The following is a 23,358-nucleotide window of genomic DNA, read 5'->3' on the forward strand; positions in this document are numbered from 1 at the left end:
CGGCCAACCCGTGCACCTCTTTGAAACCGGTGGTACTACGTGGCGATATTCAAGTGTGATTCCTGCGGTTACGAGCGCTCCGTGCCGGACTCCCTGGTCGGCAAAAAGGCCAAATGTCCGGGCTGCGGCCATGGCGTATCCATAGGCGGCGATGCACCCCCGGAACCGGTTGAAGAACCGGCCGGAGAACCCGCCATGATGGCGGAACCGGAGGTCGAGCCTGCGGGCGACGGCGTGCCGCTGGGGGCCTACGACCTGGATTCCGGCGACCTGGGCGTCGGCCTGGAGGTCCCGGATGACGTCATCTGCGGGGCGTGCGGCCACGTCCAGGAGCCCGGCCACGGCGAGAAGTGCTCCCGCTGCGGCGCACCTCTTGAGAGCGTGGAGTCCATCCCCGAGATCGACGAAAGCGAGATCGACGTCAGCGACCTGGCCGAGCAGGACGCGCCCCATGTGTGGGATGCGGAGTTCGTCCCGGAAGACGACGGCGACACGTCCATCGAAGGAGAGCGCGATCCGGACCGCTGGCGGCTCCTGCGCGGCGGCCTGACGTTCAATCTCTACGGCGGCGTGGTTTCCGGCCTGCTGGCACTGTTCTTTATTTACGCCCTGTCCCTGCTGGCCTCGTCCCAGGGCGGGATGCACGAATTTCTGCCCTACATACTCGGCACCGCGTTGTCCGGGGTCATCGTGGGGTCCATCCTGTATACGTTCCTGTCGCGGATTCCCTTTGGCCTGGCCGGGCCGGAGACGGTCCTGACCGTCGTGCTCTTCCTGTTCATGGGCAGCATGTACAGGTACATGGGCGAGACTTTCGCCGTGGAGCTGATTCTGCCGACCATCCTGGCGGGCATCGCGACCTCGGCCTTCCTGACCGGGTTGATCCTGCTCGTCCTGGGGCGGTTCCGTCTCGGCGAGTATGTGCGCTACGTCCCGTTGCAGATCATCGGCGGGGTCATCGGCGGCGTGGGCGTGTTCGTGCTGCTGGGGGCCTTCGACTGGATGGGCGACCTGCGGCTGGACTGGAGCAACGTCTACACCCTGGGGCTGTCCCTGTTCACCAATTTCCGGCCCGCCGGGTCCCTGCACGTCATCGGGCCGTCGGTGATCTTCGGGCTGGTCCTGTTCCTGGCCTTGTGGCGGACCCGCAATTCGCTCTTCTTGTTGGTCATGATCCTGGTCGCCGCCGGAGCGGGCAACGGTGCGGGCGTCTGGGGGACCGGCGAGGCGGTCCGCAGCCTGGCCGCGCCCGTTCCCTTCCCCGACGGCCGACTGATGGTCCACCTGGTGGAGGTCCTGAACTCGCCGCTGTTGTTCAGCAACATTCAGTGGGCGGTTATCAAGGCCAACGGGCTGTATATCGGCGGTCTGGCCATGCTCGCGGTGTTCACGGTCATGTACCGCGTCACCCGGCTGGAACTGGTCCGCGGCCGCGAGTCCGACCTGAACCGTGAATATTCCGCCCTGGGGCTGACCAACATGGTCGTCGGCCTGTGCGGCGGCATGCCCGTTTCCCTGTCCTACGGGCGCAGCGCGGGCAATTACGCCTCCGGCGGCAGGGGACCGTTGTCCGGCATCGTTGCCGGGCTCGTCTGCGGCGCGGGATTGTTCTACGCCGACGCCCTCCTGCCCATGATCCCCCGGTTCGTGCCCGAGGGGCTGCTCGTCTACGCGGGCCTGGACCTGCTGCGCAACTGGGTCTTCCGCACCCGGTCGGGCTTCACCAGCCGGTCCGAGATCTGGATGCTCCGGCTGACGTTCCTGGCCACCATCGTCCTGGGGCTGCTCGAAGGGCTCGGGTTCAGCGTCGTCCTGGCGCTGATGATCACCGTGGCCCGCGCCAGCCGCGCCGGGACGGTGCGCAACGTGCTGTCCGGCTCGCATCACACCAGCAACGTGGACCGTGCCTCGTCCCAGAGCCGGACCCTCAAGGAGTACGGGGATCACATCCACATCCTGCGCATCCAGGGATTCGTCTTTCTCGGTTCCATGGAGCGGCTGCTCAAGGACATCCGCGCGCGGCTGGAGGACACCAACCGGCTGTCCGTGGAATACCTCGTTCTCGATTTCCGGCTGGCCAGCGGATTCGCCTCGGCCTCGTCCATCGGTTTCGTCAAGCTGCGCAAGCTGGCCGAGGACTACGACCTGGACGTGGTCATCACCAGCGCCCCGCTGGAGCTAGAGGAGCACTTGCAGGAAATCGGCTACGTGGGCGAGGAGGACGGGCTGTTCAAGGTCTTCTTCAACCTCGATTACGCCCTGGAGTGGTGTGAAAACAGGGTGCTTGAGGAGGAGGGCATGCTGACGCTGAAGCGCCAGTCCCTGCCCGACCTGCTGGCCCCGATCTTTCCGGAGCCGAAGTACATACCGGCGCTGATGAAGGTTCTCAGGCGCGAGGTGGTCGCGCCCGGTGAACCGGTCTTCCGCCAGGGCGACCGTTCGGATTCCATGTTCTTCGTTGAGTCCGGCAGGCTGGACGTGGAGCTCGAGCTGGAGGACGGCAGGATGATGCGGCTCAAGAAGGTCGGCCCCGGCGCGGTCTTCGGCGAGATGGGCATCTACACCCTCGCGCCCAGGTCCGCGACCATCAGGGCTGCCGAGAAGTGCGTGGTCTACCGCATGACCCTGGAGAAGCTCGACGCCATAGAGGCGCGCGCCCCGAGGTTGGTCACGGCCATCAACCGGTTCCTCATCAACCTGCTTTCAGAGAGACTGGCGGACTCCAATGCGCGGGTCCGCGACCTGATGCTCTAGTTCAGGAACCCAGGCCCAGGTCTTCCAGAACGTACTGCTTGAGGGCATCTTCCCAGCGGCGCGGGGTCACGCCCGTGGTCCGCGTGAACTTGGACAGGTCCAGCACGGAGTAGGGCGGGCGCACGGCCTTGGTCGGGTAGGCGGAGGAAGGCACCGGCTTGACGAAGCAGTTTTTGCCCGACAGGTTCACGGCCATGTTGGCCAGCCCGTGCCAGGAGGTCTCCCCGGAGTTGGCCAGGTGGTATATCCCGGTGGCCTTCTTTTCCAGGAGGCGGACGGTGTTTTCCGCGATGTCCGGGGTGTAGGAGGGCGACCCCATCTGGTCGTTGACCACGGTCAGGGTGGGGTGCGCGTCGGCCAGTCCCAATATCTTCTTCACGAAATTCGTCCGATCCGGGCCGAAGAGCCAGGAGATGCGGATGATCAGCGTCTTGTCGTAACCCAGCTTGAGCAGGCCGCGTTCGCCGTCCGCCTTGCTGACGCCGTACACGGACATGGCGTTGGGCTCGTCGTACTCGCTGTAGGGGGTCGTTTTCTGGCCGTTGAACACGAAGTCGGTGCTGTAGTGGACAAAGGGGATGGAGCGGCGCGCCGCCATGGTCGCCAGCAGGGGCGGGGCCGTGGCGTTGAGGGCGAAGGCCTTGTCCGGCTCGTCCTCGGCCAGGTCCACCTGGGTGTAGGCCGCCGTGTTGATCAGCGTGTCCGGGTCGTGGCGGTCGAGCCACTGCTCCACGGACATGGGGTCGAGGATGTCGCAGTCCTCCCTGGACAGGGGGAACGGCGTGGCTCCGGCCCGTTCGAGCACCCGGGTCAGGGCCTGCCCGAGCAATCCGTTTTTGCCGCCGAGCACGGCGATGCGCTGACCGGAGAGGCTCATTTGGAGCGCTCCTCGTACCAGGTGTCCATGAAATTGCGGTATTCGCCGCTCTGCACCTGTTCGAGCCAGGTTCCGTTGGCCTCGTACCAGGCCACGGTGCGGGCCAGACCTTCGCTGAAGTTCAGGGTCGGCGCGAAGCCGAGTTCCTTCCGGGCCAGGGAGAAGTCCATGGCGTACCGCTTGTCGTGGCCCGGCCTGTCCTTGACGTAGGTGATCAGGGATTCCGGCCTGTCCAGGATGGAGAGCAGGGTGCGGACCACGAAAATGTTGGTTTCCTCGGCGTTGCCGCCGAAGTTGTAGACGCTTCCCTCGCGTCCCTTGGTCAGGGTCAGCTCCACGCCCCGACAGTGGTCGTCCACATATATCCAGTCGCGGACGTTCAGCCCGTCGCCGTAGACCGGCAACGATTTTCCGGCCTTGGCGTTGAGGTACATGAGCGGGATGAGCTTTTCCGGGAACTGGTAGGGGCCGTAGTTGTTGGAGCAGCGGGTGACCAGCACCGGGAAGCCGTAGGTCTCGAAATAGGCGCGCGCCAGGAGGTCGGCCCCGGCCTTGCTGGCGGAGTAGGGGCTGTTGGGCGCCAGCGGCGTGGTCTCGGTGAACTTCCCGGACGGGCCGAGGGTGCCGTAGACCTCGTCGGTGGAGACGTGCACGAACCGACCGATCTTCCGCTGCCGGGCGCATTCCATGAGGTTCTGCGCGCCGTTCACGTTGGTGACCACGAAGGGGGACGGGTCGTTGATGGAGCGGTCCACGTGGGATTCCGCCGCAAAGTTGACCACGGCGTCGATCCTGCCGCCGTCCAGCAGGTCCATGACCAGGTCGCGGTCGCAGATGTCGCCGTGGACGAACTGGTAGCGCGGCTCGTTCTCTTCGAGGTCGAGGAGGTTCAGCCGGTTGCCCGCATAGGTGAGTTTGTCCAGGTTAACGATGGACCAGTCAGGGTGGCTCTTGAGCATGAGCCTGACGAAATTGGTGCCGATGAAGCCGCAGCCGCCGGTGACGAGTACTTTCATTGTTTTGTGTCTACGTATCGTTGATAGGGTTGTGTTCGATTGATGCCGGGAATTCTAACGGCGGAGTACAGAAAATTCAAGAAACTTAATCTTCCGGGATGAGGCCTGTCCGGCGCAGCCCCTCGAAGAGCAGGATGCCCGCCGCAGTGGACAGGTTCAGGCTGCGCACCTCGCCCCAGATGGGGATGCGGACCATGGGGTGGCCCTCCATCAGCTCCATGGGCAGGCCGCGCGTCTCCGGGCCCAGGACGATGGCGTCGTCCGGGCGGAATTCGAACCGGTGGTGTCCGGTCTTGGCCTTGGTGGTGGCCATGACCAGCCGGGGCGGGCGCACGGTTTCGAGGAAGTGGTCGAAATCCGGGTGCACGGTGACGTCCACGTGCGGCCAGTAGTCCAGCCCGGCGCGTTTGAGGTGCTTGTCGTCCACCGAGAAGCCCAGCGGCTCGATGAGGTGCAGCGGGGTGCGCGTGGCGGCGCACAGCCGGGCGATGTTGCCGGTGTTGGGCGGGATCTCCGGTTCGAACAGGACCAGGCGCACGGCTAGACGTCCAGCTTGATGGTCGCCTTGCCCGGCGAATACCCCTTGAGGGTGCGGATCATCTCGCGGATGGCGGCGGAGATGATGTCCTCCACGAACGGCTTCATGCCCACCACCGCGCCGTCGATGTCCACCTGGATGGAGTTGTGCATGGCCAGGCAGGCGCGGGGCGTGACCTTTCCGGCCACGATCTCGGCGGCCAGGGTCCGGCAGTCCGGGCGGCCGCAGGTCTCGCAGTCCATGCCGGGCAGGAAGAATCCCTTCGCCAGCACCGTGTCGGCCAGCTGCTCAACGTCGTCGAAGGCCGGGACGCCGTCCACGGTTCCGCCCCAGGTGGCCACGGCCAGCTCCGGGTGGAGCCAGTCGATGCCGTCGGACTGGTCGCCGCCCAGACAGAGGACGCGGGGCAGGAACCCGAGCTCCTTGCCGCCCTCCACGATGAGCACGTCGCCCGTCAGCAGCGGGAGCAGGTCGGGCAGGAACCGCTTCTTCGTCCATTGGACGAATGCCTCCTTGGGGCCGAACCCGGCCACGGTGTCGCAGACCTTGGCGTAGTCGGTGGTGTCGGTGTCGGTCCAATCGAGGTCGTGGTGGCTGAACTTGGCCGCGGACACGGTTAGGCCCCGCGCCTTGAGGGTGCGGGCCAGTTCCAGGCCGAGGGTGGTCTTGCCGGATTTCTTGGGGCCGATGATGGAGATGGCCTTCATATGTTCCTCCGGGGTCAGGCGGTCCGCACTATGCGGCCGTTTTCGAGGTGGTGGATGTGGTCGGTAACCGCTTCGAGCCAAGCCATGTCGTGGCTGGCCACCACCAGGCTCGCGCCGTACTCGTCGCGGGCGGACAGGGCGGCGTCGTGGATCAGCCCGGCGCTCTTTGAGTCCAGGCTGGCCGTGGGCTCGTCCATGAGCAGGAGCTTGGGCTTCAGCGCCAGCCGTGCGGCCAGGGCCACGCGTTGCACTTCGCCGCCGGACAGCTCGAACCATTGCCGCTTGGCGAAGGCGGCGGGGTCCAGGCCGACGATCTCCAGGGCGCGGTTGACCTTGGCCGGGATGTCGTTTTTTCCCCGGATGCGCAATCCGTAGGCCACGTTGGCGTAGACCGTGCGCTTGAGCAGGTACGGCTCCTGGACCAGCAGGGTGACCTGTCGGTTGACGGCGGACCGGGCCTGGGTGGGAATGCCGAGAAACTTGACGGTTCCGTGCGCGGGAGACTCCAGGAAGGCGAGCAGCCGGAGCAGGGTGGACTTGCCGGAGCCGTTGGGACCGGCCAGGCCGATGATGGCCCCGGACTGGAATTCGAGGTTGTCGATTTCGAGCACGGTGCGGTCCGAGTAGCGCTGGCGGATGTTCTCGAGGGCGATGAGGGGCGTGCTCATTTCACGGCCTTCCTTTTGAGACCGGCGGCCCCGATGTTCACCAGCAGGGCCACGGTCAGCAGGACCATGCCCAGAGCGATGCCCAGGGCGAACTCGCCCTTGCCGGTTTCGAGCGCGATGGCCGTGGTGATGGTCCGGGTATGCCACTTGATGTTGCCGCCGACCAGCATGGAGATGCCGACCTCGGACACGATGCGGCCGTAGGCGGCCATGGCCGCGAGCATGATGGAGAAGCGGGCCTCCAGCACCGTGGCCCACATCATCTGGGTGGCGTTGGCCCCCAGGGTGAGCAGGGTCATGGGCAGGCGGGAGTCCAAACCCTCCACGGCATTGGCGGTCATGGCGATGATGATCGGCAGGCCGAGCAGGGTCTGGCCGATGGCCATGCCCGGTATGGTGAACAGCAGCCCGGTCCCGCCCAACGGGCCGTGCCGGGTCAGGAAGGCGTAGACCACCAGGCCGATGACCACGGTGGGGAAGGAAAGCAGGGTGTCCACGATGGTGCGGACGACCTTCTTGCCGGGAAATTTGTTGTAGCCGAGCAGGAAGCCGAGCGGCACGCCGATGATCAGGCTGCACGCCATGGAAAGGGTGGAGGCGTAGACGGTGGTCCAGATGGCGGAATAGGTTTCCGGGTTTCCGGAAAAGAGCAGGGCGAAGCCCTGAAGGAATCCTTGGAGCAGATATTCCATGAATGTCTCGTACAAAAGGGGGAGGGAACAGGTTCCCTCCCCCAGATGGTCAAAGTTGGCTGATTACTTCGCGTTGGGGGTGAACAGCGGCTTGCCGAGGAGCTTGAAGTCGCCGATGGCGGCCTGGACTTCGGGGGAGGCCATCCAGTTGATGAACTTGGTGGCCAGCTCGTACTTGGCGTCCTTGCACTTCTCGGGGTTCACGGCCAGGGCGCTGTACTGGTTGAAGAGGACCTTGTCGCCCTCGACCAGGACCACCAGCGGCGGGTTGCCGCCCTTGGTGTCGGCGTACTTGATGTAGGTGCCGCGGTCGGTCATGGTGTAGCCGTTCTTCTCGTTGGCGATGTTGATGGTCGGGAGCATGCCCTGACCGGTCTGGATGTACCAGGCGTCCTTCTCGGGAACCGGCATGCCGGCGGCCTTCCACAGGGAGAGCTCCTTCTTGTGGGTGCCGGAATTGTCGCCGCGGCTGGCGAAGACGGCCTGCTTCTGGCCGATGGTCTTCAGCGCTTCGGCCACGTTCATGCCCTTGACGCCCGCCGGGTCGGCGGCCGGGCCGATGATGACGAAGTCGTTGTACATCAGCTCTTTGCGGTCGATGAGCACGCCCTTGTCCACGTAGGCCTTTTCAGAGGCGGGAGCGTGGACCAGGACAACGTCCACGTCGCAGTTCTCGGCCATGGCCAGGGCCTTGCCGGTGCCTACGGCGATGAACTTGATTTCGATGCCGGTGTCTTTCAGAAATTTGGGAACGATCAGTTCGTCCAGCAGGCCGGTGTTGGCGGTGCTGGTGGTGGTGGCCATCATCAGCGTCTCGGAGGCCATGGCGGGAATTGCCAGGGACAGGACGAGAATCGCGGAAAGGGCGATGAGCAGTATACGTTTCATTTTTTCCCTCCATAAAAGGATGAACGGTTGTGTCCGGGGTTCCTCTTCCCCTGGACGGTTGTATGAACTATCCGCAGTAATGCCGAATGTCTACTGTGTATCGTCGCGGTAGAACTCCCCCGCTTTCCTGACGTCCAGGCCGAGCAGTTCCCCGGCGCGTTTGGTGGCGTAGTCCTCCACGTCCAGGTAGAACTGAAGGAATTCCTCCATGACTTCCTTGCCGTAGGGCGAGAGGTTGAACCGCTGTCCCTTGCCCTTGGTCTTTTCCACCAGGGGCTTGCCGATTCGTTCCTCGGCGTTCTTCAATTTGCCCCAGGCGCGTCGGTAGGACATGCCCAGTGCTTCGGCCGCCTTGCGCAGGGAGCCGAGTTTCTCCACCTGCTGGAGCAGCAGGGTGCTGCCGATGCCGATGTAGGTCTGGTCTTCCTGATCGAGCCAGACGCGGAGACGCAACGTGGTTTCGGGTTTAGCTGTCATTGTCAATTCCTTGCGTGTTCGCGGGGCGAAACCCTGGTTTCGTAATTCAATAGTAATACTGGATAATCATATTAGGCGGGATTGGAGAATTAAGTCAATTAAAACATAAAGGGTTCGACTTTGACACCACGCTAGAGCGTGACGGTGTCAAAACTCATGGCCTTGAGGTCGGCCACGAGGAGCTTGCCCGCCAGGGAGGGGGAACCGGTCAGGACGGCCGCTGTCTGAGCGGCCATGAGGGAGGCGATGCAGTTTACGGCGGGCGCGGGACAGCCGAGCTGTTCCTCGGCGCCGTCCTGCGTGCCCATGAAGTCAGCGGGGCCGGGCTGGCCGGGCAGGACCACGGCGACGTAGCCGGTCCAGCCCGCCAGCGCGCCGGTGACCAACGGTACGGAGGCCTCGGCCGCCGCCCGCTGAAGATGGCCGCGCATGGACAGGCCGCCCAGGGCGTCCACCGCCACTGCGCAGCCGTCGAGGAAGTCGGGCAGGTTGTCCGGAGAGAGAAATTCGGAAACGTCCTCGAACTCGGCGGAGGGATTGATCTCTCCCCACCGGATGCGGGCCGCGCGGGTCTTGTCCCGGCCCACGGACCCCATGGTGGCCAGAGATTGGCGGTTGAGGTTCGTCTCCTCGAAGGAGTCGCCGTCAGCCGCGCGGATGGAGCCTATGCCCAGGCGCAGGAATTGCTCGAACAGGGCGCCGCCCAGTCCGCCCAACCCCACCAGGGCCACGCGGGCATCGAGCAGCCGTGCCTGGTCCGCGAGGGAGAGGGCCAGGCCGTTGCGCAGGTAGCGTGCCGGGGCCACACCCAGCTTCAGGGCCGCGGACTCCACGGCATGGCCGGGCAGGGAGTGTTCCCGCGCGAGCAGGTGGATTGGGCCGGTGTCGAGAACGGGGCCGGTCCCGCCCCACGGCAGGGGCCGGTCCTCGGCCAGTTCGCGGATGCGCGCCTTGAGTTCGCCCATGACGGCTAGCCCCCGCCCACGGGCGGAAAGAGGCCGACCCTGTCGCCGTCCTTGACTTCGCTGTCCGGGGCGGAGCGCAGGGCGTTGACGAACATGAGCGTGACCTCCTTCTCCGGGATGCCGAGCTTCCGGATCAGGGAGGCGACGGTCTCGCCCGGTTCAACGGGGTAGTCGGCCGCGTTTTCCGGGAGGAATTTCGCCAGAGTGGCAAAGCATTTGATTTCTATACCCATGAAATGAACCTAGTCATTTGGCTTGGTGCGGTCAACGCATAAAAAAGGGGCCGGATCGAAATCCGGCCCCCGTCATTGCGATTTGCGGAGGGCTAGACCTTGGCGCCCTGCAGCTCGTTCTCGTCGTAATCCCAGACCACGTTGTGGGGCGGCAGGGGATCGGTCTCGAAGAAGCGGGGCAGCTTGTCGTCCACCTTGGAGAAGCCTGCGCGCTCGTTGAACTCCTGCTCGTCCTTCATGGCGCCGGCGCCCAGGGCGACCAGGTCGTCCACGGAGAAGGAATTGCCGGTCCAGGACTGGACCAGGTCGGCCATGGTCTGGACGCCGTTTTCGGAATCCAGGACCGCGAAGGCGACGAACAGGCAGAAGCCCATGGAGTCGATGGCGGCGGTGGCGACCTGCAGGTTCTTGGACAGCTCGACGTTGCCTTCCTTCTTGTGGCCGTCGACGGTGCCGCCCACGCCCAGGATGTTGGCGGTGACGCCGTAACCGGCGGTGTGGTCCGCGCCCATGGCGGTGGTGGCGTAGGTCACGCCGACGCCCTTGACCGCGCGCGGGTCGTAGGCGGGCATGGACTGGCCCTTGACGGTGGGCAGCCGTTCCACGCCGAACGCGCCGCCGGCGAAGTCCACGCCGTTGCCGATGATCATGCCCAGCGGATCGCTGGTGCCGACCTTGTTGAGCAGCTCGATGGCGGCCTTGCCGTCACCCCAGGGGATGATGCCGCCGTCCATGGCCACCGCGATGGTGTTGCCGATCTCGATGGTGTCCATGCCCTTCTCGTCGCAGATGCGGTCGAGGGTGGCGATGTCATCGATGTCCTTGATCAGGGCATTGGCGCCGAAGGCCCAGACGGTCTCGTACTCGAAGCCGGAGGTGACGTAGTCGCCGTTGGCGTTGTTGTACTGCTGGGAGCACTGGATGATGCAGCCGGTGTGGCAGCCTTCGGTGGTCTTGCCGCCGCGGGCGGTGATGACCTCGGCGATCTTTTCGCCGGAGATGTCGGCGGCGTGCTCGCACTGGCCGTAGCGGAAGTTCTTGGTGGGCAGCGCGCCGGCCTCGTTGACCACGTTGACCAGCACGGAGGTGCCGAAGCCGGGCAACCCTTCGGCGGTGACCGGGTGACCCTTGAGGATGGAGACCCAGGTGGTGCGGGCTTCCTTGAAGGCGTCGGCATCGACCGCGCCGACCTTCTCATTGACCTCGGGGTCGAGGACGATGGCCTTGATCTTCTTGGAACCCAGGACCGCGCCGGTGCCGCCGCGACCGGCGGAGCGGGCGGGGCGCTTGTACGGATCGGTGAACTGGATGGTGGCGGTCTTGCGCACGGTTTCGCCGGCGGGGCCGATCATGGCCGCGCACAGCTTGTCGCCGTACTGGGCCAGCAGCTTCTCGTGGCCGGGATAGGTGTCCAGGCCCACGATGTCGGAGGCGTCGCGAAATTCGACCTTGCCGTCGGTGATGAACAGGGTGGAGAAAGGCGCGCCTTCCTCGGGCTTGTCCTCCAGGATGATCGCCTTGAGGCCCATCTTGGGCATCTTGTGGGCGAACAGGCCGCCGGAGTTGGACTCTTTGATGCCGCCGGTCAGCGGGGACTTGGTGCCCACGGACACGCGGCCGGAGTTGGCGGCGGTGGAGCCGCCGAGCAGGCCGGTGGCGATGACCAGCTTGTTCTCGGCGGAAAGCGGGTGGCAGGTGGCGGGAACTTCCTTGTTGATGACGCGGGAGGTAAGGGCGCGACCGCCGAGCTTGGCGTATTCACCGGCATCTTCGAAGGAATATTCCTTGGTGCGACAGTTGATTCTGAGAATTTGAGGCATTGGATTACCCTCTGCTTTTGAAATTGAGCGTTTCTCTTGACGCATTGTCGATTAACGAACTAACAAGTTTTAACGCATCTGAAAATAAAATGTCAAAAAAAACAATATATTATGTTCACACTGGCATAATGTTCAATAAACGTACAATGCATTCGGAAGGCGAATAATGGGAAAACAGAGCAATACCGGTCCCCTGCTTATAACGATGATTGAAACAGCTGTTTCCGGCTGGAATTATTTTCTCCAGAAAGGGTTCTTTCTGGAGGGAGTGTCGGGCATGTCCGTACGCATGTTTCTGCGAGAGGCGGTCGGTTTCGAGGACCGGTACATAGACGAGACGGTGCGAACGGTTTTCCTGAACAACAGCCCGGTGGACGATATCGACGCGACCTACATCAAGGACGGGGACCGCATGGCCCTGGGCAGCGCCATGCCGGGACTGGTGGGCATCGTCATGGGACGCGACAATTTCTACAAGAGTTTTCGCAGCGGCATCGCCGTCAAGGAGGCGACTCGGGCCGACTCCTCTCCCGCGCTGCTGTCGGTGAAGGTCTTCGCCACCCTGGCCGTGGAGAGCGGAAGGGCGATCCTGGAGCGGGGCATCGTGGCCGACCCCGCCTTGCTGGCCTCGTTCCTGAGCGACAAACGGGACCTGATCCGCGAGGCGGACGGCGAGGATGCGGACACCTTCATCGGGCGATTGGAAGGCATGACCGAGAAGGTCGCCTTCAGAGTGATCTTCGGCTGATCCTGTGGATTTTTTGCGTCTTGTCGGCGGCTCCTTCGGGGGCCGCTTTTTTTTGTCCGGGCAGCTGGGCGCCGGCCCTGGTTTTGTCCCGGCATCGGACCATGCTCCGGACAGCGGCGACCTGGCCGTCGCAGGCACCGTGTTCGCCGACTCCCTGGGCAACATGTGAAAATGGGCGTAGGGTGGTTTCGACCCGTCGGATTCGAACAAGGAGGAACCGCATGATCACCGTCATGGAAAAGTCCACCCCGGGCATGCTGGCCGTGCACGCCACAGGCAAGCTCACGGATGACGACTACCAGGATATCTGGATTCCCGCCCTGGAAGCGGTCATTGAGCGCAACGGCAAGGCCAGGGCGCTGCTCTACATGGACGCGGACTTCAAGGGATGGGAGCTGAAGGCCTTGTGGCAGGACGCCAAGTTCGGCCTGCGCCACCGCAAGGACTTTTCGAAGCTCGCCGTGGTCGGCGGCCCGGACTGGGCGCGCTGGGGCGTGAAGCTCGGGGAGCTGCTCATGGATTGCGAGGTCAGGCTCTACGAGCCGGAGCGGCTCGACGAGGCCATGTCCTGGGCCACGGCCCCTTGACGATAAAGGCCCCGGAAGCGCTGTCGCTTCCGGGGCCTCGTCGTGTTCGGCGGGCTAGCGCACCTTGAATTTCAGGATGCCCCCGCTGCGGTTGTCCACCAGATGGACCGAGCAGGCGATGCACGGGTCAAAGGAGTGGATGGTCCGCAATATCTCCACGGGCCGGGCCGGGTCCGGGCAGGGGCAGTTGATGAGCGACTGCTCGGCCGGGCTGAGCTTGTCTTTCTCGCAGCGCGGGCCGAGGTTCCAGGTGGAGGGTACCACCAACTGGAAGTTCTCGATCATTCCGCCCTTGATCCTGATCCAGTGGGACAGGCCGCCGCGCGTGACGCAGCAGGTGCCCACGCCCTTGCCCGCGTCCACCATCTTCCAGGGCTTGTAGATGTCCGTGTCGCCCTTGACGATGCGCTTCTCAGTGTCGTCGATCCAGCCGCCCATGCGCCGGATGAGCATGGTGGTCTCCACCACGCGGCAGATGGTCCGACCCATGGTCGAGAAGAGCTGTTCGGGTTTCATTCCCGCACCCTTGAAGTAGTCGTCCAGAATGGTCCTGGTCTCCTTCTCCTTGGCCGCGTAGGCGATGGCCCGCCGGGCCAGGGGGCCGGTCTCCATGGGTTCGCCCTTGTAGCGCGGGGCCTTGGACCAGGAGTACTTCTCCTTGTCGTCGTAGCTGGTGTAGTTCGGCTCGGTCACGCCGTCGTACGGCTTGAGCACCTGGTCGCCCTTGTACCAGCTGCGGGCCACGTGCTCGTCGATGAGGTTCATGTCGAGCTTGTCGTGCTTGCCCAGGTCGTTGCCCCAGAGCACGCCGGAGCTGAAGTACGGGTCCTTGCCGCTGACCGGGTCGTGGAAGTCGGCGAAGTCGAAGAAGTTGGACGTCTTGCCGTAGGCCAGGGCTTCGGGGAATCGCTTGGTCATGAGCCGGATGTCCGGCATCATGGCGTTCTCCACGAACTCCCTGGTCTTGACCTGGATGGCCCTGAAGTGGTCGATGATCTCCGGCTTGAGGCTCTGGTAGCAGGTCACGCCGCCCACGACCATGGACTGGGCATGGGGGTTCTTGCCCGCGAACAGGGCCATGGCCCGGCCCAGCTCAAGCTGGATGCGCAGCCCTTCCAGGTAGTGGGCCGCCATGATCAGGTTTTCCTCCGGGGTCATGCGGTAGGCCTCGTTCCCGCCCAGGAAATAGGCGTTCTCCAACCAGCCGAGCTGTCCGCTGGCCACGAAGTCCTTGAGCTTCTTCTGGACGATGAACAGGTCCGCCGGATCGTCGCCGCGCGCGCTGGTCTGGCCCACGAGCTTGGCGGCCTTGATCGGGTCGGCGGTTGTGGCGGCGGCCATGTCGATCCAGTCCAGCCCGTGCAGGTGATAGAAATGCACGAGATGGTCGTGGACGATGAGCGCCGACAGGATCAGGTGGCGGATGAGCTGCGCCAGGGGCGGGACCTTGAGTCCCAGGGCGTCCTCGATGGCCCTGATGCTGGTCAGGGCGTGGGTGTTGGTGCACACGCCGCAGGCGCGTTGGGTGAAGAGCGGGGCGTCCTCGGGCGGCCTGCCCTTGAGGATCGGCTCCAACCCCCGGAAGAGCTGGGTGCTGACCCAGGCGTTCTTGACCTTGTCGTTTTCCAGTTCGACCTCGATTTTGAGGTGTCCCTCTATTCGCGTCACCGGGTCGACTATCAACCGCTTGCCGGTGTTGGTGGCTGTGGTCTGGCTCATGCGGAAATACCTCCTTCCAGATGGCGCGGGTTAGCTTTTGGGTCCGTCTTCGATGGGATGGAAGAACGGCGAGTAGTCGTCCCAGAAGTTGGGTTCGCTGCATCCGATGCACGGCGCGCCCGCCTGGACGGGCCAGTTGACCTGGTTGAACAGGGCGGTGGGACAGTTGTTGTAGGTGTACGGTCCCTTGCAGCCGAGCTGGTACAGGCACCAACCCTTCTTGGCCTCCGGGCTGTCGAAGCTCATGGCGAACTCGCCCCGGTTGAAGTGCTCCTGGCGCGGGCAATGGGAGTGCACGGTGTCGCCGTAGAACAGCTTGGGACGGTTCCAGTTGTCGAGCTTGGGCATGCCCTTGGTCAGCAGGTGGACCACGGTGCCGACGAAGTTCATGGGGTTGGGCGGGCAGCCCGCGATGTTGATGGCATTCACCCCGACGGCGGCCAGGGCGTCGTTGACTCCCTTGGCCCCGGACAGGTTGGGCTTGGCCGCCTGCACGCCGCCGAAGCTGGCGCACGACCCCATGGCGATGGTCGCCACGGCCTTGGAGGCCACGCGGGCGCACAGCTGGAACATGGTCTCGCCGCCCACCTTGCCGTATTCACCGCCGTGGTAGGTGGGGATGCCGCCCTCGATGACGCAGACGTATCCCTCGGGATTGCGCATGGCCTTTTCGAGCGCGCCGTGGGCCGCTTCTCCGGCGGCGGCCATGACCGTCTCGCAGTAGTCGAGCGAGATGGTGCTCATGATGATCTCGTCGAAATAGGGTTCGTAGGCCCGGAGCAACCCCTCGGTACAGCCGGTGCACTCGGCGCAGTGCAGATAGATGACCGAGGGCCGCTTCTTGGTGGTCAGGGCCTCGGCGATCTGTGGCGCAAAGGCCGGGCCCATTCCGATGAACGTGGCCATGAGACCGCAGAATTTCATGAATTCCCGTCGGCTGGGCTGCTTCCCGCCCGCCAGCATCTTCAGTGAGTCGAATCTGTTCCCGTTAGGCATGGGTTCCTCCTTCGGCTAGCTGGGCTTGTGGCAGGCCGTGGTGCAGCCAACCGGGTTCTTGCCGCCTTCGGTGCGCATCCTAGTGTGGCAGCCGAGACAGCTGGGCGGGCCGTCCGAATGCCAGGCCCGATAGAAGCCGTTGGCGTCGGCCGGGTCGTCGCTGGAGTGGCATTGGCGACAGCCCACGAACTTCCCCAGCGTCTTGTCCGTTTCCTTGTGGTGGCACCCGTTGCAGGGAACCCGGATGGCGTGAAAGCCATGGGGGAAGTCGACGGCGGTCACCCAGGAATTCAGCTTTTGGTTGTTCTTCGGCCGTTCCAGTTTCACCTTGTCCGGCACCTCGTAGGCCAGGGCAACTCCGACCAGGGCTACAGCGAGGGCTGCCGCTGCCGCCGTAAGCAAAATCTTGCGAAACATGACCCCTCCGTTTTCAAGAGATTTCCTGATTCTTGCCAGGATACCCGGATAAAACGTCTTGTAAATATCAGAATGCGATTCTCGGAGAGATTATAACAGTCGCGCGGACGGGGAGAAAACGGGAACGCGGGGAGAGGGGAACAGGTGCGGACAGGCAAAAAAAAGAATGTCAGGTCCGTTAGAACCTGACATTCCCTGTCATGCGGTGGTGGGCGATACGGGATTTGAACCTGTGACTTCCACCGTGTGAAGATGGCACTCTGACCAGCTGAGTTAATCGCCCACTTTGGTCTTCCTTGAGGGGATCGCCTCAAGGGAGAAAATGATATCCGCAACCTTTTCGCTTTGCAACTCTTTTTTACTGGTTTTTTACGCAGTCCCCGCCGAGGCACTCCTGGCCGTCCGCCAGGTCCCGGTTGTAGCAGGTCAGGCCGCAGCGCAGGCAGCGGCAGGTCTCGTGCTTGGTCTGCTGTTCGCTGAGCGCGCCCTCGATCTCGTCAAAGGTGCAGGAGCGCTCGTCGCAGTCCACCAGGTGGGGCATGACGGAGCGTTCGCGGTACCCGACGTCGGGCACGTTGGTGAACATGGTGTAGGGGAGCAGGTCCCGCTGGGTCCGGTCCTCCACGTGCGGGCCTTCGCCGTTCAGGTACTGGTGGATGGACCGGGCCGCCTTGCGTCCCTCGCCCAGGGCGGTGATGACCAGGGCCGGGCCGGTGTGCATGTCGCCGCCGGTGAAGACGTGCGGCAGGGCGGTCTGGAGGGTGTCGGGATCGGCCGCCAGGGTGCGCCAGCGGGTCTCCTCCAGCGGGCAGACGCCGTCCTCGTAAAGGCAGGACAGCTCCGGCTTCTGGCCGATGGCCGTGAACACGGTGTCCACTTCGAGCAGGGTTTCGGAGCCCTGTATGGGCACCGGCCTGCGGCGGCCGGAGTCGTCCGGTTCGCCCAGCTCCATCTTGATGTATTCCATATGGGTGACGCGCCCGGCCTCGTCCTTGACGATCCGGGTGGGCGCGGCCAGGAACAGGTATTTGACCCCTTCCTCCTCGGCCCCGATGATCTCCTCGATGTTGGCGGGCATCTCGTCCTTGGTCCGGCGGTACATGAGGGTCACGTCCGCGCCGAGGCGGAGGCTGGTCCGGGCCGCGTCGATGGCGGTGTTGCCGCCGCCCACGACCACGACCTTGCGGCCCACGCCGGGGTCCATCCCCAGGCCGACCTTGGTCAGGAATTCGGTGCCGGTGGATACGCCCTCGGCGTCCTCGTTCTCGATGCGCAGATTGAGGTTCATCCACGCGCCGATGCCGAGAAATACGGCCTCGAACCCTTCCTCGTGCAGCGAGTTGAGGGAGAAGTCCTTGCCGAAGAACTGCTCGTAGCGCACGTCGATGCCGAGGTCGAGGATGCCCTGGATCTCCCAGTCGAGGACCTTCTTGGGCAGTCGGTATTCGGGGATGCCGTAGCGCAGCTGGCCGCCGAGCTTGGGCATGGATTCGAAGATGGTCGGGCTGTGGCCCAGCCGGCGCAGGAAGAAGGCGGCGGAAAGCCCGGCGGGACCGCCGCCGACCACGGCCACCTTGCGGCCGGTGTCCGGGGCGCATGGGATGGGCAGCCGGGTCCCGGAGTTCATCTCCCAGTCCGCGGCGAACCGCTTGATCATGTTGATGCCCACCGGCTCGTCCACGTGGCCTCGGCGGCACACGCCCTCGCACGGGTGCGGGCAGACGCGGCCGATGGACAGCGGCATGGGAATGCGTTCGCGGATGGTCTCCAGCGCTCCGGCGTAGTCGCCGCGCGAGACCTGCTCGATGTACCGGGGAATGTTGATCTGGCCGGGGCAGCGCTGGCGGCAGGGGGCCAGGCAGTCGGTCTCCAGGTTGAGGTGCGTGATGCGCGCGGACATGCCCCAGATGGTGATCACGCCGCGCGGACAGACCTGTTCGCAGCCGCCGCAGGCGGTGCACAGGTTGGGGTCCACCACGGGATAGCCGTCGGGTCCCATCTCGATGGCCCCGAACTGGCAGGCGGTGACGCAGGTGCCGAAGCCGAGACATCCCTCGGGGCACATCTTGGAGCCGGAGTAGAGCATGTGCTGGGCGCGGCAGTCCCTGACCCCTGAGTACTCGTAGATTTCCTCGGCGCGGGTGCCGCCGGTGCAGTCCACAAAGGCTATCTGCTTCTCCATGGACGAAAATTCCAGCCCCATGATGGCGGCCACCTTCTCGGCCACGGCGTCGCCGCCGATGACGCAGACCGTGGCCCCGGCCTTGCCGTCCACCACGCCCTGGGCCGCGCCAGCGCAGCCGGGAAAGCCGCAGCCGCCGCAGTTGGCTCCTGCCAGCACGCTCTCCACCTGGGCGATGCGCGGGTCCTCATAGACGTAGAGTACCTTGGAGGCCACGGCCAGGATGACGGCGGACGTAAACCCGATGCCGAGAAGGATGAGTACGGAAGCGGTGATCATATCCAAAGACTCCTAGGATGCCATGCCCTTGAAGGCGAAAAAGGCCAGGGACATGAGTCCGGCCATGATCAGGCCCAGCGGCGTGCCCTTCATGGCCATGGGGACCCGCGCCAGGTCGAGGCGCTCGCGGATGCCCGCCAGGAGCACCAGGGCGAGCAGGAAGCCCGCGCCCGAGGCCAGGGAAAATATCAGGGTTTCAAGCAGCCCGTATTCCTCGCGCTGGCAGATGATGGCGATGCCGAGCACCGCGCAGTTGGTGGTGATCAGCGGCAGGAAGATGCCCAGCGACTTGTACAGCGGGGGAATCGCCTTTTTCAGGAACATCTCCACGAACTGCACCAGGGCGGCGATGACCAGGATGAAGGCGATGGTCTGGAGGTAGCCGAGGTCGTTGGGCGAGAGCAGGAATTTCTGCACGCACCAGGTGATGACCGCGGCCATGGCGGCCACGAAGACCACGGCCAGCCCCATGCCGATGGCCACGCCCGAGTTCTTGGACGTGCCGATGAACGGGCAGTTGCCCAGGTACTGCGCCAACACGATGTTGTTGACGAAGATGGCGGCGATGACGAGGACGAAGTAATCCATGGAGCCTCCCTACATTCCCGGCTTCTGCGCGCACATGCCGCAGGTCTTGCAGTCGTGGACCGGGCCTTCGATGGCCTCCAGTCCCCTGGTCTTGCGCTGCCAGTTGGTCAGGGCGTTCATGCCCGCCAGGAGCACGCCCAGGCAGACGAACGCGCCCGGGGCCTCGACCATGAAGCCGAACGGTTTGTACCAGTCGCCCATGACCTGCATGCCGAACCAGGTGCCGTACCCGAACAGCTCGCGCAGGGAGCCGAGGAAGGTCAGCGAGATGGTGAAGCCCAAGCCCATGCCCAGCCCGTCCGCCACGGAGAGCAGGATCGGGTTCTTGGAGGCGAACGCCTCGGCGCGGCCCAGGATGATGCAGTTGACCACGATGAGCGGCACGAAGATGCCGAGCTGGAGGTAGAGCGGGTAGGCGTAGGCCTGCATGAGCAGCTCCACGCAGACCACGAGCGAGGCGGCGACCACGATGAAGCAGGCGATGCGCACCTTGGACGGGATGACCTTGCGCAGCAGCGAGACCAGCAGGTTGGACAGAGCCAGGACGAAGATGACCGCCAACCCCATGCCGAAGCCGTTGTAGGCGGTCTTGGTCACGGCCAGGGTCGGGCAAAGCCCGAGGACCAGCTTGAACGGCGGCAGGTCGTGCCACAGACCCTTCGAGAATTCCTTCCACAATGTGCTCATGACGATTTCCCTAGGACGCCCACGTGGAGCGGATCCTGTCCTTGATCTGGTTGAAAATCCGAACCGCCTCGTTGACCGCGGCGACGCTGCCCGTGGAGGAGATGGTCGCGCCGGAGATGGCGGTGATGTCGCCGCCGTTCTTCTTCAGGGCGATGGATTTGGTGTCGTGGCCCCGGAACTGGTCGCGGTACTCCGGTTCCACCAGCCGCATGCCCAGGCCGGGCGTCTCCTTGAGGGTGGTGGTGCCGATGCCGACCAGCTTGGTGCCTTCGGTGTTGAAGCCGACCATGATGCCGACCTGGCCGCCGTACCCCTTGCCGAAGGTCTCCAGCGCCACGCCGGTCAGCTTGCCGCCCTTCATGACCGGGAACACGGTCACCGGCCCGTCGGGCAGGTCGAAGGTCTTGCGGTCCTTGACCGGGTTGTTGTCGTAGTCGGAGAAGATCTGTTGCAGGGCCGGTCCCTGGACATAGGTCAGGACCTGCTCCTCGACCCGCGCGGACGTGGCCTGGCGCACGGTGGCCAGGGTCAGCCCGGACAGGCCGCAGATCAGCGACAGGACAAGGACCATCTTGATCATTTCTTTCATTTACGCGCCCTCCGTTCCGCTGAAGGAATAGGGGCCGCCGAAGGGCTTGGGCCGGATGCGGTCGAGCAGCGGGGTGAACAGGTTGGCCAGGAGGATGGCGAAGGGCACGCCGTCCGGGTAGATGCCGTACACCCGGATGACGATGACCATGGCTCCGGCCATCAGCCCGAAGAGCAGCGACGGGATGAGGCCGATGGGCGAGGACGCCGGGTCCGTGGCCAGGAAGAAGGCCCCGAAGACCGCGCCGCCCGCCAGAAGGTGGAACAGCGGCGAGGCGTAGACCGTGGGGTCCATGAGTTGGTAGATCAGGGCCGTGAGCAGCACGCCCGCGATGAACCCGGCCGGGATTTCCCAGGAGATGCGGCGGCGGAGCAGCAGGTATGCGCCGCCCACCAGGAGCGCCGCCACCTGGACTTCGCCCAGGCCGCCCAGCTGGTTGCCCAGGAGCAGGTCCGTGGGGCTGACCGAGGTCGCGGCGTCCATGCCGAAGTATTTGAGTTGTTGCAGGGGGGCGGGCAGCCGGGACATGAGCATGGTCGCGTTGGTGTCCATGTCGGACGCCCAGGAGATGCGGCACAGGGCCCAGCCCACCAGGGGCGAGCAGAGCGGGTTGCCGCCCAGGCCGCCGAAGATCATCTTGCCGAGCGCGATGGACGCGGCCGCGCCGATGGCCACCAGCCACCAGGGGGCCGAGGCGGGCAGCAGAAAGGCGAAGAGCAGGCCGGTGAGCAGCGCGCTCAGGTCGTCCACGGACTGCTCGCGCTTCATGATCCGGTTGAGCAGGAATTCGGCGCTCACGGCCACGGCGCAGGACAGGGCCATGACCCGCAGCGCGCCAGCGCCGAAGACCACCACGGCCATGAGCGCGGCGGGCAGGAGCGCGATGAGGTTGTCGAGCATGTGCCTCTGGATGGACCGGCCGCAATGGACGTGCGGCGGGACGGCCACGGTCAGGATGGGATTGAGCGGCTTCAGCATGACGGGCCTCCGGTCTGCGCCTCGAGTTCTTCCGCGTCGGGCCCGGCCGGAGGCCTGGCCCCGGCGAGCAGGGCCAGTTCGTACTTGGCCAGCCGGATGTAGTGCAGCAGGGGCCTCCCGGCGGTGCACCAGTAGCCGCACAGCCCGCACTCGATGCAGGAATGGATGTGGTATGCCTCGGCGCGCGTGAACTGCTTGAATTCGGCGCAGCGGCTGATCATGCCGGGCATGATCCGGGCGGGACAGTGGCGCTCGCACTGGCCGCAACCCAGGCAGAAGTTGTCGGTGGCCTGGAGGCTCGCCTCCGGGCGGAGGATGGTCAGCCCGGTGGTCTCCTTGTCCACGCCCTGCTCAAGGTTCACGGCGGCCATGCCGCGCAGGGGGCCGCCCAGGATGACGCGGTCGCCCGGCTGGACCGTGGCCCCGGCCTCGGCGGCGAGGAAGCCGACCGGCGTCCCTATGCGGACCAGGTGGTTCTGGCCGCCGATGGTCATGACCGTTTCGGTCAGGGGCCGCCCGGTCTCCATGACCCGGCCGATGAAATAGAGGTCCTTGACGGACAGGATGGTGGCGTTGTCCGGTCTGAGGCCCGGCAGGACCTCATCGCGGGTCACCGCCTTGATCACCAGCGGGTCCAGCCCGTTGGGATAGACGGGCGGCACGTGGACCACGGTGCAGTTGGCAAAGGCATTGGCCCGGTTGCCCTTGGCCGCCACCAGGAACATTTTGGTCGGCTCCACGATCTTCTGGGCCGTGTCCAGTCCCAGCTCCAGGGTCTTGCGATAGTCCCGCAGGAGCGGTTCGAACACGGTGATGCCCGGCTCGGGCGGCACGCCGTTGACGATCAGGGTGGCGGCCCGGTAGAGCGCGGTCACGTCCACGCCCATGGCCTTGAGCCAGCGGCGCAGGGGCTCGCCGCTCTCGGCGCACGGGGTCTGCGGTTCCGCATTGCCCCGGCCGTCGGCCTCGATGATCATGGTGTACGGTTCCACCGCGCGGATGGTCCCGGCAAGGGGGGCGTGCATGTCGCCCTTGTCCGGTGAATTGGCCACGGCCACCTTGGTCCCTGACAGCACCTGGTCGCCCACGGACAGGATCGGGGTCATGCCGGACAGGGGGATGCGCAGCTCTTCGGGACGGGACCCCGTCATCAGGGGGCCTGTCTCCCCGGATTGCAGGCTGAAGTTGTAAGTGGTCATCTGATTCGGTCCCTTATTGCATGTGGCATTGGTCGCAGGCGTCGTCGGCGAACGGACCGGAGCCGTTTTTCTCGTGGCAGCCCCGGCACTGACCGTGGAAGGCGGCCATGGAGGGCGGCACCAACTGGTCGGTGGGCACGGTGTGGCAGGCTCCGCAGGGCCGGTATTCGTCGTCCCGGGCCGGGGCGGGGTTGCGCACGTGGCAGTTGGCGCATCCCTTCAGCCCGTCGTCGTAGAAGTCCTGGTGGCAGTCGGCGCACCGGGCGTGAGCCGCGTCGCGCAGCCGGGGGACGGAGTTGGAGCCGTCCATATGGCAGTTGGAGCAGGCCTGCGGCTTGGCCTCGATGTCGGTGTCGTGGTGGCAGGCCTGGCAGTCCCCGCCGGTCAGGTCGCCCATGTGGTCGTCGTGGGAAAAGTTGTCGATGGTCGCCCCGGCGTGGTGGCAGGAGCCGCATTGGGTTTCGGGGAGCGCGGTCTGGTGGTTGACGGCGAAGGCCGCGTCGAATTTCGCGGCGTGGCAGTCGGTGCAGGCGGGCGGATTGGCGTCGTCGCCCGAAGTGTGGTGACAGTCGGCGCATTGGCCGCCCATGTCGTTGATGTGGTCGGCATGGTTCAGGATGACCTTGCCGCCCTTGTTTTCCAGGAGCACGCGCACGGGCGGCCCGCCGGACCCGGCGGGGGCGAGATAGCCGCCCAAGGCGACGAGAAAGAGGATTCCTGTCACGATGGCAATGGGGAGATACCGTTTCTGCAA

Annotated in this window: 24 protein-coding genes and 1 tRNA gene; 3 read left to right on the forward strand and 22 right to left on the reverse strand. The window is 64.9% G+C overall.

The window, feature by feature from the left end; translation table 11 throughout:
- The first annotated feature begins 39 nt into the window (after positions 1-39).
- Positions 40-2,754, forward strand: coding sequence for a SulP family inorganic anion transporter (locus AWY79_RS10815; RefSeq protein WP_066803535.1), 2,715 nt, complete (start codon positions 40-42; stop codon positions 2,752-2,754).
- Position 2,755: 1 nt separating this feature from the next.
- Here AWY79_RS10815 and rfbD read toward each other — a convergent pair whose 3' ends face one another.
- The 11 genes from rfbD to AWY79_RS10870 form a co-directional block, all read right to left on the reverse strand.
- Entirely contained in the window at positions 2,756-3,631 is an 876-nt protein-coding gene (rfbD, locus tag AWY79_RS10820) for a dTDP-4-dehydrorhamnose reductase (RefSeq protein ID WP_066803544.1), read from the reverse strand.
- Complete coding sequence (gene rfbB, locus AWY79_RS10825) at positions 3,628-4,647, reverse strand: dTDP-glucose 4,6-dehydratase (RefSeq protein ID WP_066803546.1); 1,020 nt, start codon at positions 4,645-4,647, stop codon at positions 3,628-3,630. The genes rfbD and rfbB overlap by 4 nt, the downstream gene beginning before the upstream one ends.
- Before the next feature lie 85 nt (positions 4,648-4,732).
- Entirely contained in the window at positions 4,733-5,185 is a 453-nt protein-coding gene (locus AWY79_RS10830; protein ID WP_066803548.1) for a tRNA (cytidine(34)-2'-O)-methyltransferase, read from the reverse strand.
- Between the two features lie 2 nt (positions 5,186-5,187).
- Positions 5,188-5,892, reverse strand: coding sequence for a molybdopterin-guanine dinucleotide biosynthesis protein MobB (locus AWY79_RS10835; protein ID WP_066803550.1), 705 nt, complete (start codon positions 5,890-5,892; stop codon positions 5,188-5,190).
- Positions 5,893-5,906: 14 nt separating this feature from the next.
- Positions 5,907-6,560, reverse strand: coding sequence for an energy-coupling factor ABC transporter ATP-binding protein (locus AWY79_RS10840; protein WP_066803552.1), 654 nt, complete (start codon positions 6,558-6,560; stop codon positions 5,907-5,909).
- Positions 6,557-7,252: an ABC transporter permease gene (locus AWY79_RS10845; RefSeq protein ID WP_066803554.1), complete on the reverse strand. Its 696-nt coding sequence runs from the start codon at positions 7,250-7,252 to the stop codon at positions 6,557-6,559. The genes AWY79_RS10840 and AWY79_RS10845 overlap by 4 nt, the downstream gene beginning before the upstream one ends.
- A 63-nt stretch (positions 7,253-7,315) precedes the next feature.
- Positions 7,316-8,140, reverse strand: a complete 825-nt coding sequence (locus tag AWY79_RS10850; RefSeq protein WP_066803557.1) for an ABC transporter substrate-binding protein — start codon at positions 8,138-8,140, stop codon at positions 7,316-7,318.
- Positions 8,141-8,230: 90 nt separating this feature from the next.
- Positions 8,231-8,617: a winged helix-turn-helix domain-containing protein gene (locus AWY79_RS10855; protein ID WP_066803560.1), complete on the reverse strand. Its 387-nt coding sequence runs from the start codon at positions 8,615-8,617 to the stop codon at positions 8,231-8,233.
- A 131-nt stretch (positions 8,618-8,748) separates the two neighbouring features.
- Positions 8,749-9,582, reverse strand: coding sequence for a HesA/MoeB/ThiF family protein (locus AWY79_RS10860; RefSeq protein ID WP_066803563.1), 834 nt, complete (start codon positions 9,580-9,582; stop codon positions 8,749-8,751).
- Positions 9,583-9,587: 5 nt separating this feature from the next.
- Positions 9,588-9,815 (reverse strand): MoaD/ThiS family protein, encoded by a 228-nt coding sequence (locus tag AWY79_RS10865; protein WP_066803566.1) that lies wholly within the window; start codon positions 9,813-9,815, stop codon positions 9,588-9,590.
- 92 nt (positions 9,816-9,907) lie between these two features.
- Positions 9,908-11,635, reverse strand: coding sequence for an aldehyde ferredoxin oxidoreductase family protein (locus AWY79_RS10870; protein ID WP_066803569.1), 1,728 nt, complete (start codon positions 11,633-11,635; stop codon positions 9,908-9,910).
- Positions 11,636-11,912: 277 nt separating this feature from the next.
- Between AWY79_RS10870 and AWY79_RS10875 the strand changes: the two genes are divergently transcribed.
- Positions 11,913-12,383 carry a hypothetical protein gene (locus AWY79_RS10875; protein ID WP_233490905.1) on the forward strand — a complete coding sequence of 157 codons (471 nt, stop codon included), beginning with the start codon at positions 11,913-11,915 and terminating at the stop codon, positions 12,381-12,383.
- Positions 12,384-12,604: 221 nt separating this feature from the next.
- A complete protein-coding gene (locus tag AWY79_RS10880) occupies positions 12,605-12,970 on the forward strand; it encodes a SpoIIAA family protein (protein WP_066803575.1) in 366 nt (121 codons plus the stop codon).
- 54 nt (positions 12,971-13,024) lie between these two features.
- Here AWY79_RS10880 and AWY79_RS10885 read toward each other — a convergent pair whose 3' ends face one another.
- The 11 genes from AWY79_RS10885 to AWY79_RS10935 form a co-directional block, all read right to left on the reverse strand.
- Positions 13,025-14,689, reverse strand: a complete 1,665-nt coding sequence (locus tag AWY79_RS10885) for a nickel-dependent hydrogenase large subunit (RefSeq protein ID WP_066803578.1) — start codon at positions 14,687-14,689, stop codon at positions 13,025-13,027.
- Positions 14,690-14,719: 30 nt separating this feature from the next.
- Positions 14,720-15,685, reverse strand: coding sequence for a hydrogenase small subunit (locus tag AWY79_RS10890; RefSeq protein WP_066803581.1), 966 nt, complete (start codon positions 15,683-15,685; stop codon positions 14,720-14,722).
- Positions 15,686-15,700: 15 nt separating this feature from the next.
- Positions 15,701-16,102, reverse strand: coding sequence for a cytochrome c3 family protein (locus AWY79_RS10895; protein ID WP_066803587.1), 402 nt, complete (start codon positions 16,100-16,102; stop codon positions 15,701-15,703).
- 206 nt (positions 16,103-16,308) lie between these two features.
- A tRNA-Val gene (locus AWY79_RS10900) sits at positions 16,309-16,385 on the reverse strand.
- Between the two features lie 75 nt (positions 16,386-16,460).
- Positions 16,461-18,563, reverse strand: a complete 2,103-nt coding sequence (locus AWY79_RS10905; protein WP_066803591.1) for an FAD-dependent oxidoreductase — start codon at positions 18,561-18,563, stop codon at positions 16,461-16,463.
- A 12-nt stretch (positions 18,564-18,575) separates the two neighbouring features.
- Positions 18,576-19,151, reverse strand: a complete 576-nt coding sequence (locus AWY79_RS10910) for an electron transport complex protein RnfA (RefSeq protein WP_066803594.1) — start codon at positions 19,149-19,151, stop codon at positions 18,576-18,578.
- Between the two features lie 9 nt (positions 19,152-19,160).
- Positions 19,161-19,838: an electron transport complex subunit RsxE gene (gene rsxE / locus AWY79_RS10915; RefSeq protein WP_066803597.1), complete on the reverse strand. Its 678-nt coding sequence runs from the start codon at positions 19,836-19,838 to the stop codon at positions 19,161-19,163.
- Between the two features lie 10 nt (positions 19,839-19,848).
- A complete protein-coding gene (rnfG, locus tag AWY79_RS10920; protein WP_066803599.1) occupies positions 19,849-20,427 on the reverse strand; it encodes an RnfABCDGE type electron transport complex subunit G in 579 nt (192 codons plus the stop codon).
- The gene (locus AWY79_RS10925; RefSeq protein ID WP_066803607.1) at positions 20,428-21,405 is read right to left on the reverse strand and encodes an RnfABCDGE type electron transport complex subunit D; all 978 of its coding nucleotides are present in this window, start codon (positions 21,403-21,405) and stop codon (positions 20,428-20,430) included.
- Positions 21,399-22,604 carry an electron transporter RnfC gene (locus AWY79_RS10930; protein WP_066803609.1) on the reverse strand — a complete coding sequence of 402 codons (1,206 nt, stop codon included), beginning with the start codon at positions 22,602-22,604 and terminating at the stop codon, positions 21,399-21,401. The genes AWY79_RS10925 and AWY79_RS10930 overlap by 7 nt, the downstream gene beginning before the upstream one ends.
- Positions 22,605-22,617: 13 nt before the next feature.
- On the reverse strand, positions 22,618-23,328 hold the full coding sequence (locus tag AWY79_RS10935) for a cytochrome c3 family protein (RefSeq protein WP_233490906.1): 711 nt from the start codon (positions 23,326-23,328) through the stop codon (positions 22,618-22,620).
- Between the last annotated feature and the right edge of the window lie 30 nt (positions 23,329-23,358).

Source organism: Pseudodesulfovibrio indicus (assembly GCF_001563225.1).
In the GTDB taxonomy this organism is placed as follows: domain Bacteria; phylum Desulfobacterota; class Desulfovibrionia; order Desulfovibrionales; family Desulfovibrionaceae; genus Pseudodesulfovibrio; species Pseudodesulfovibrio indicus.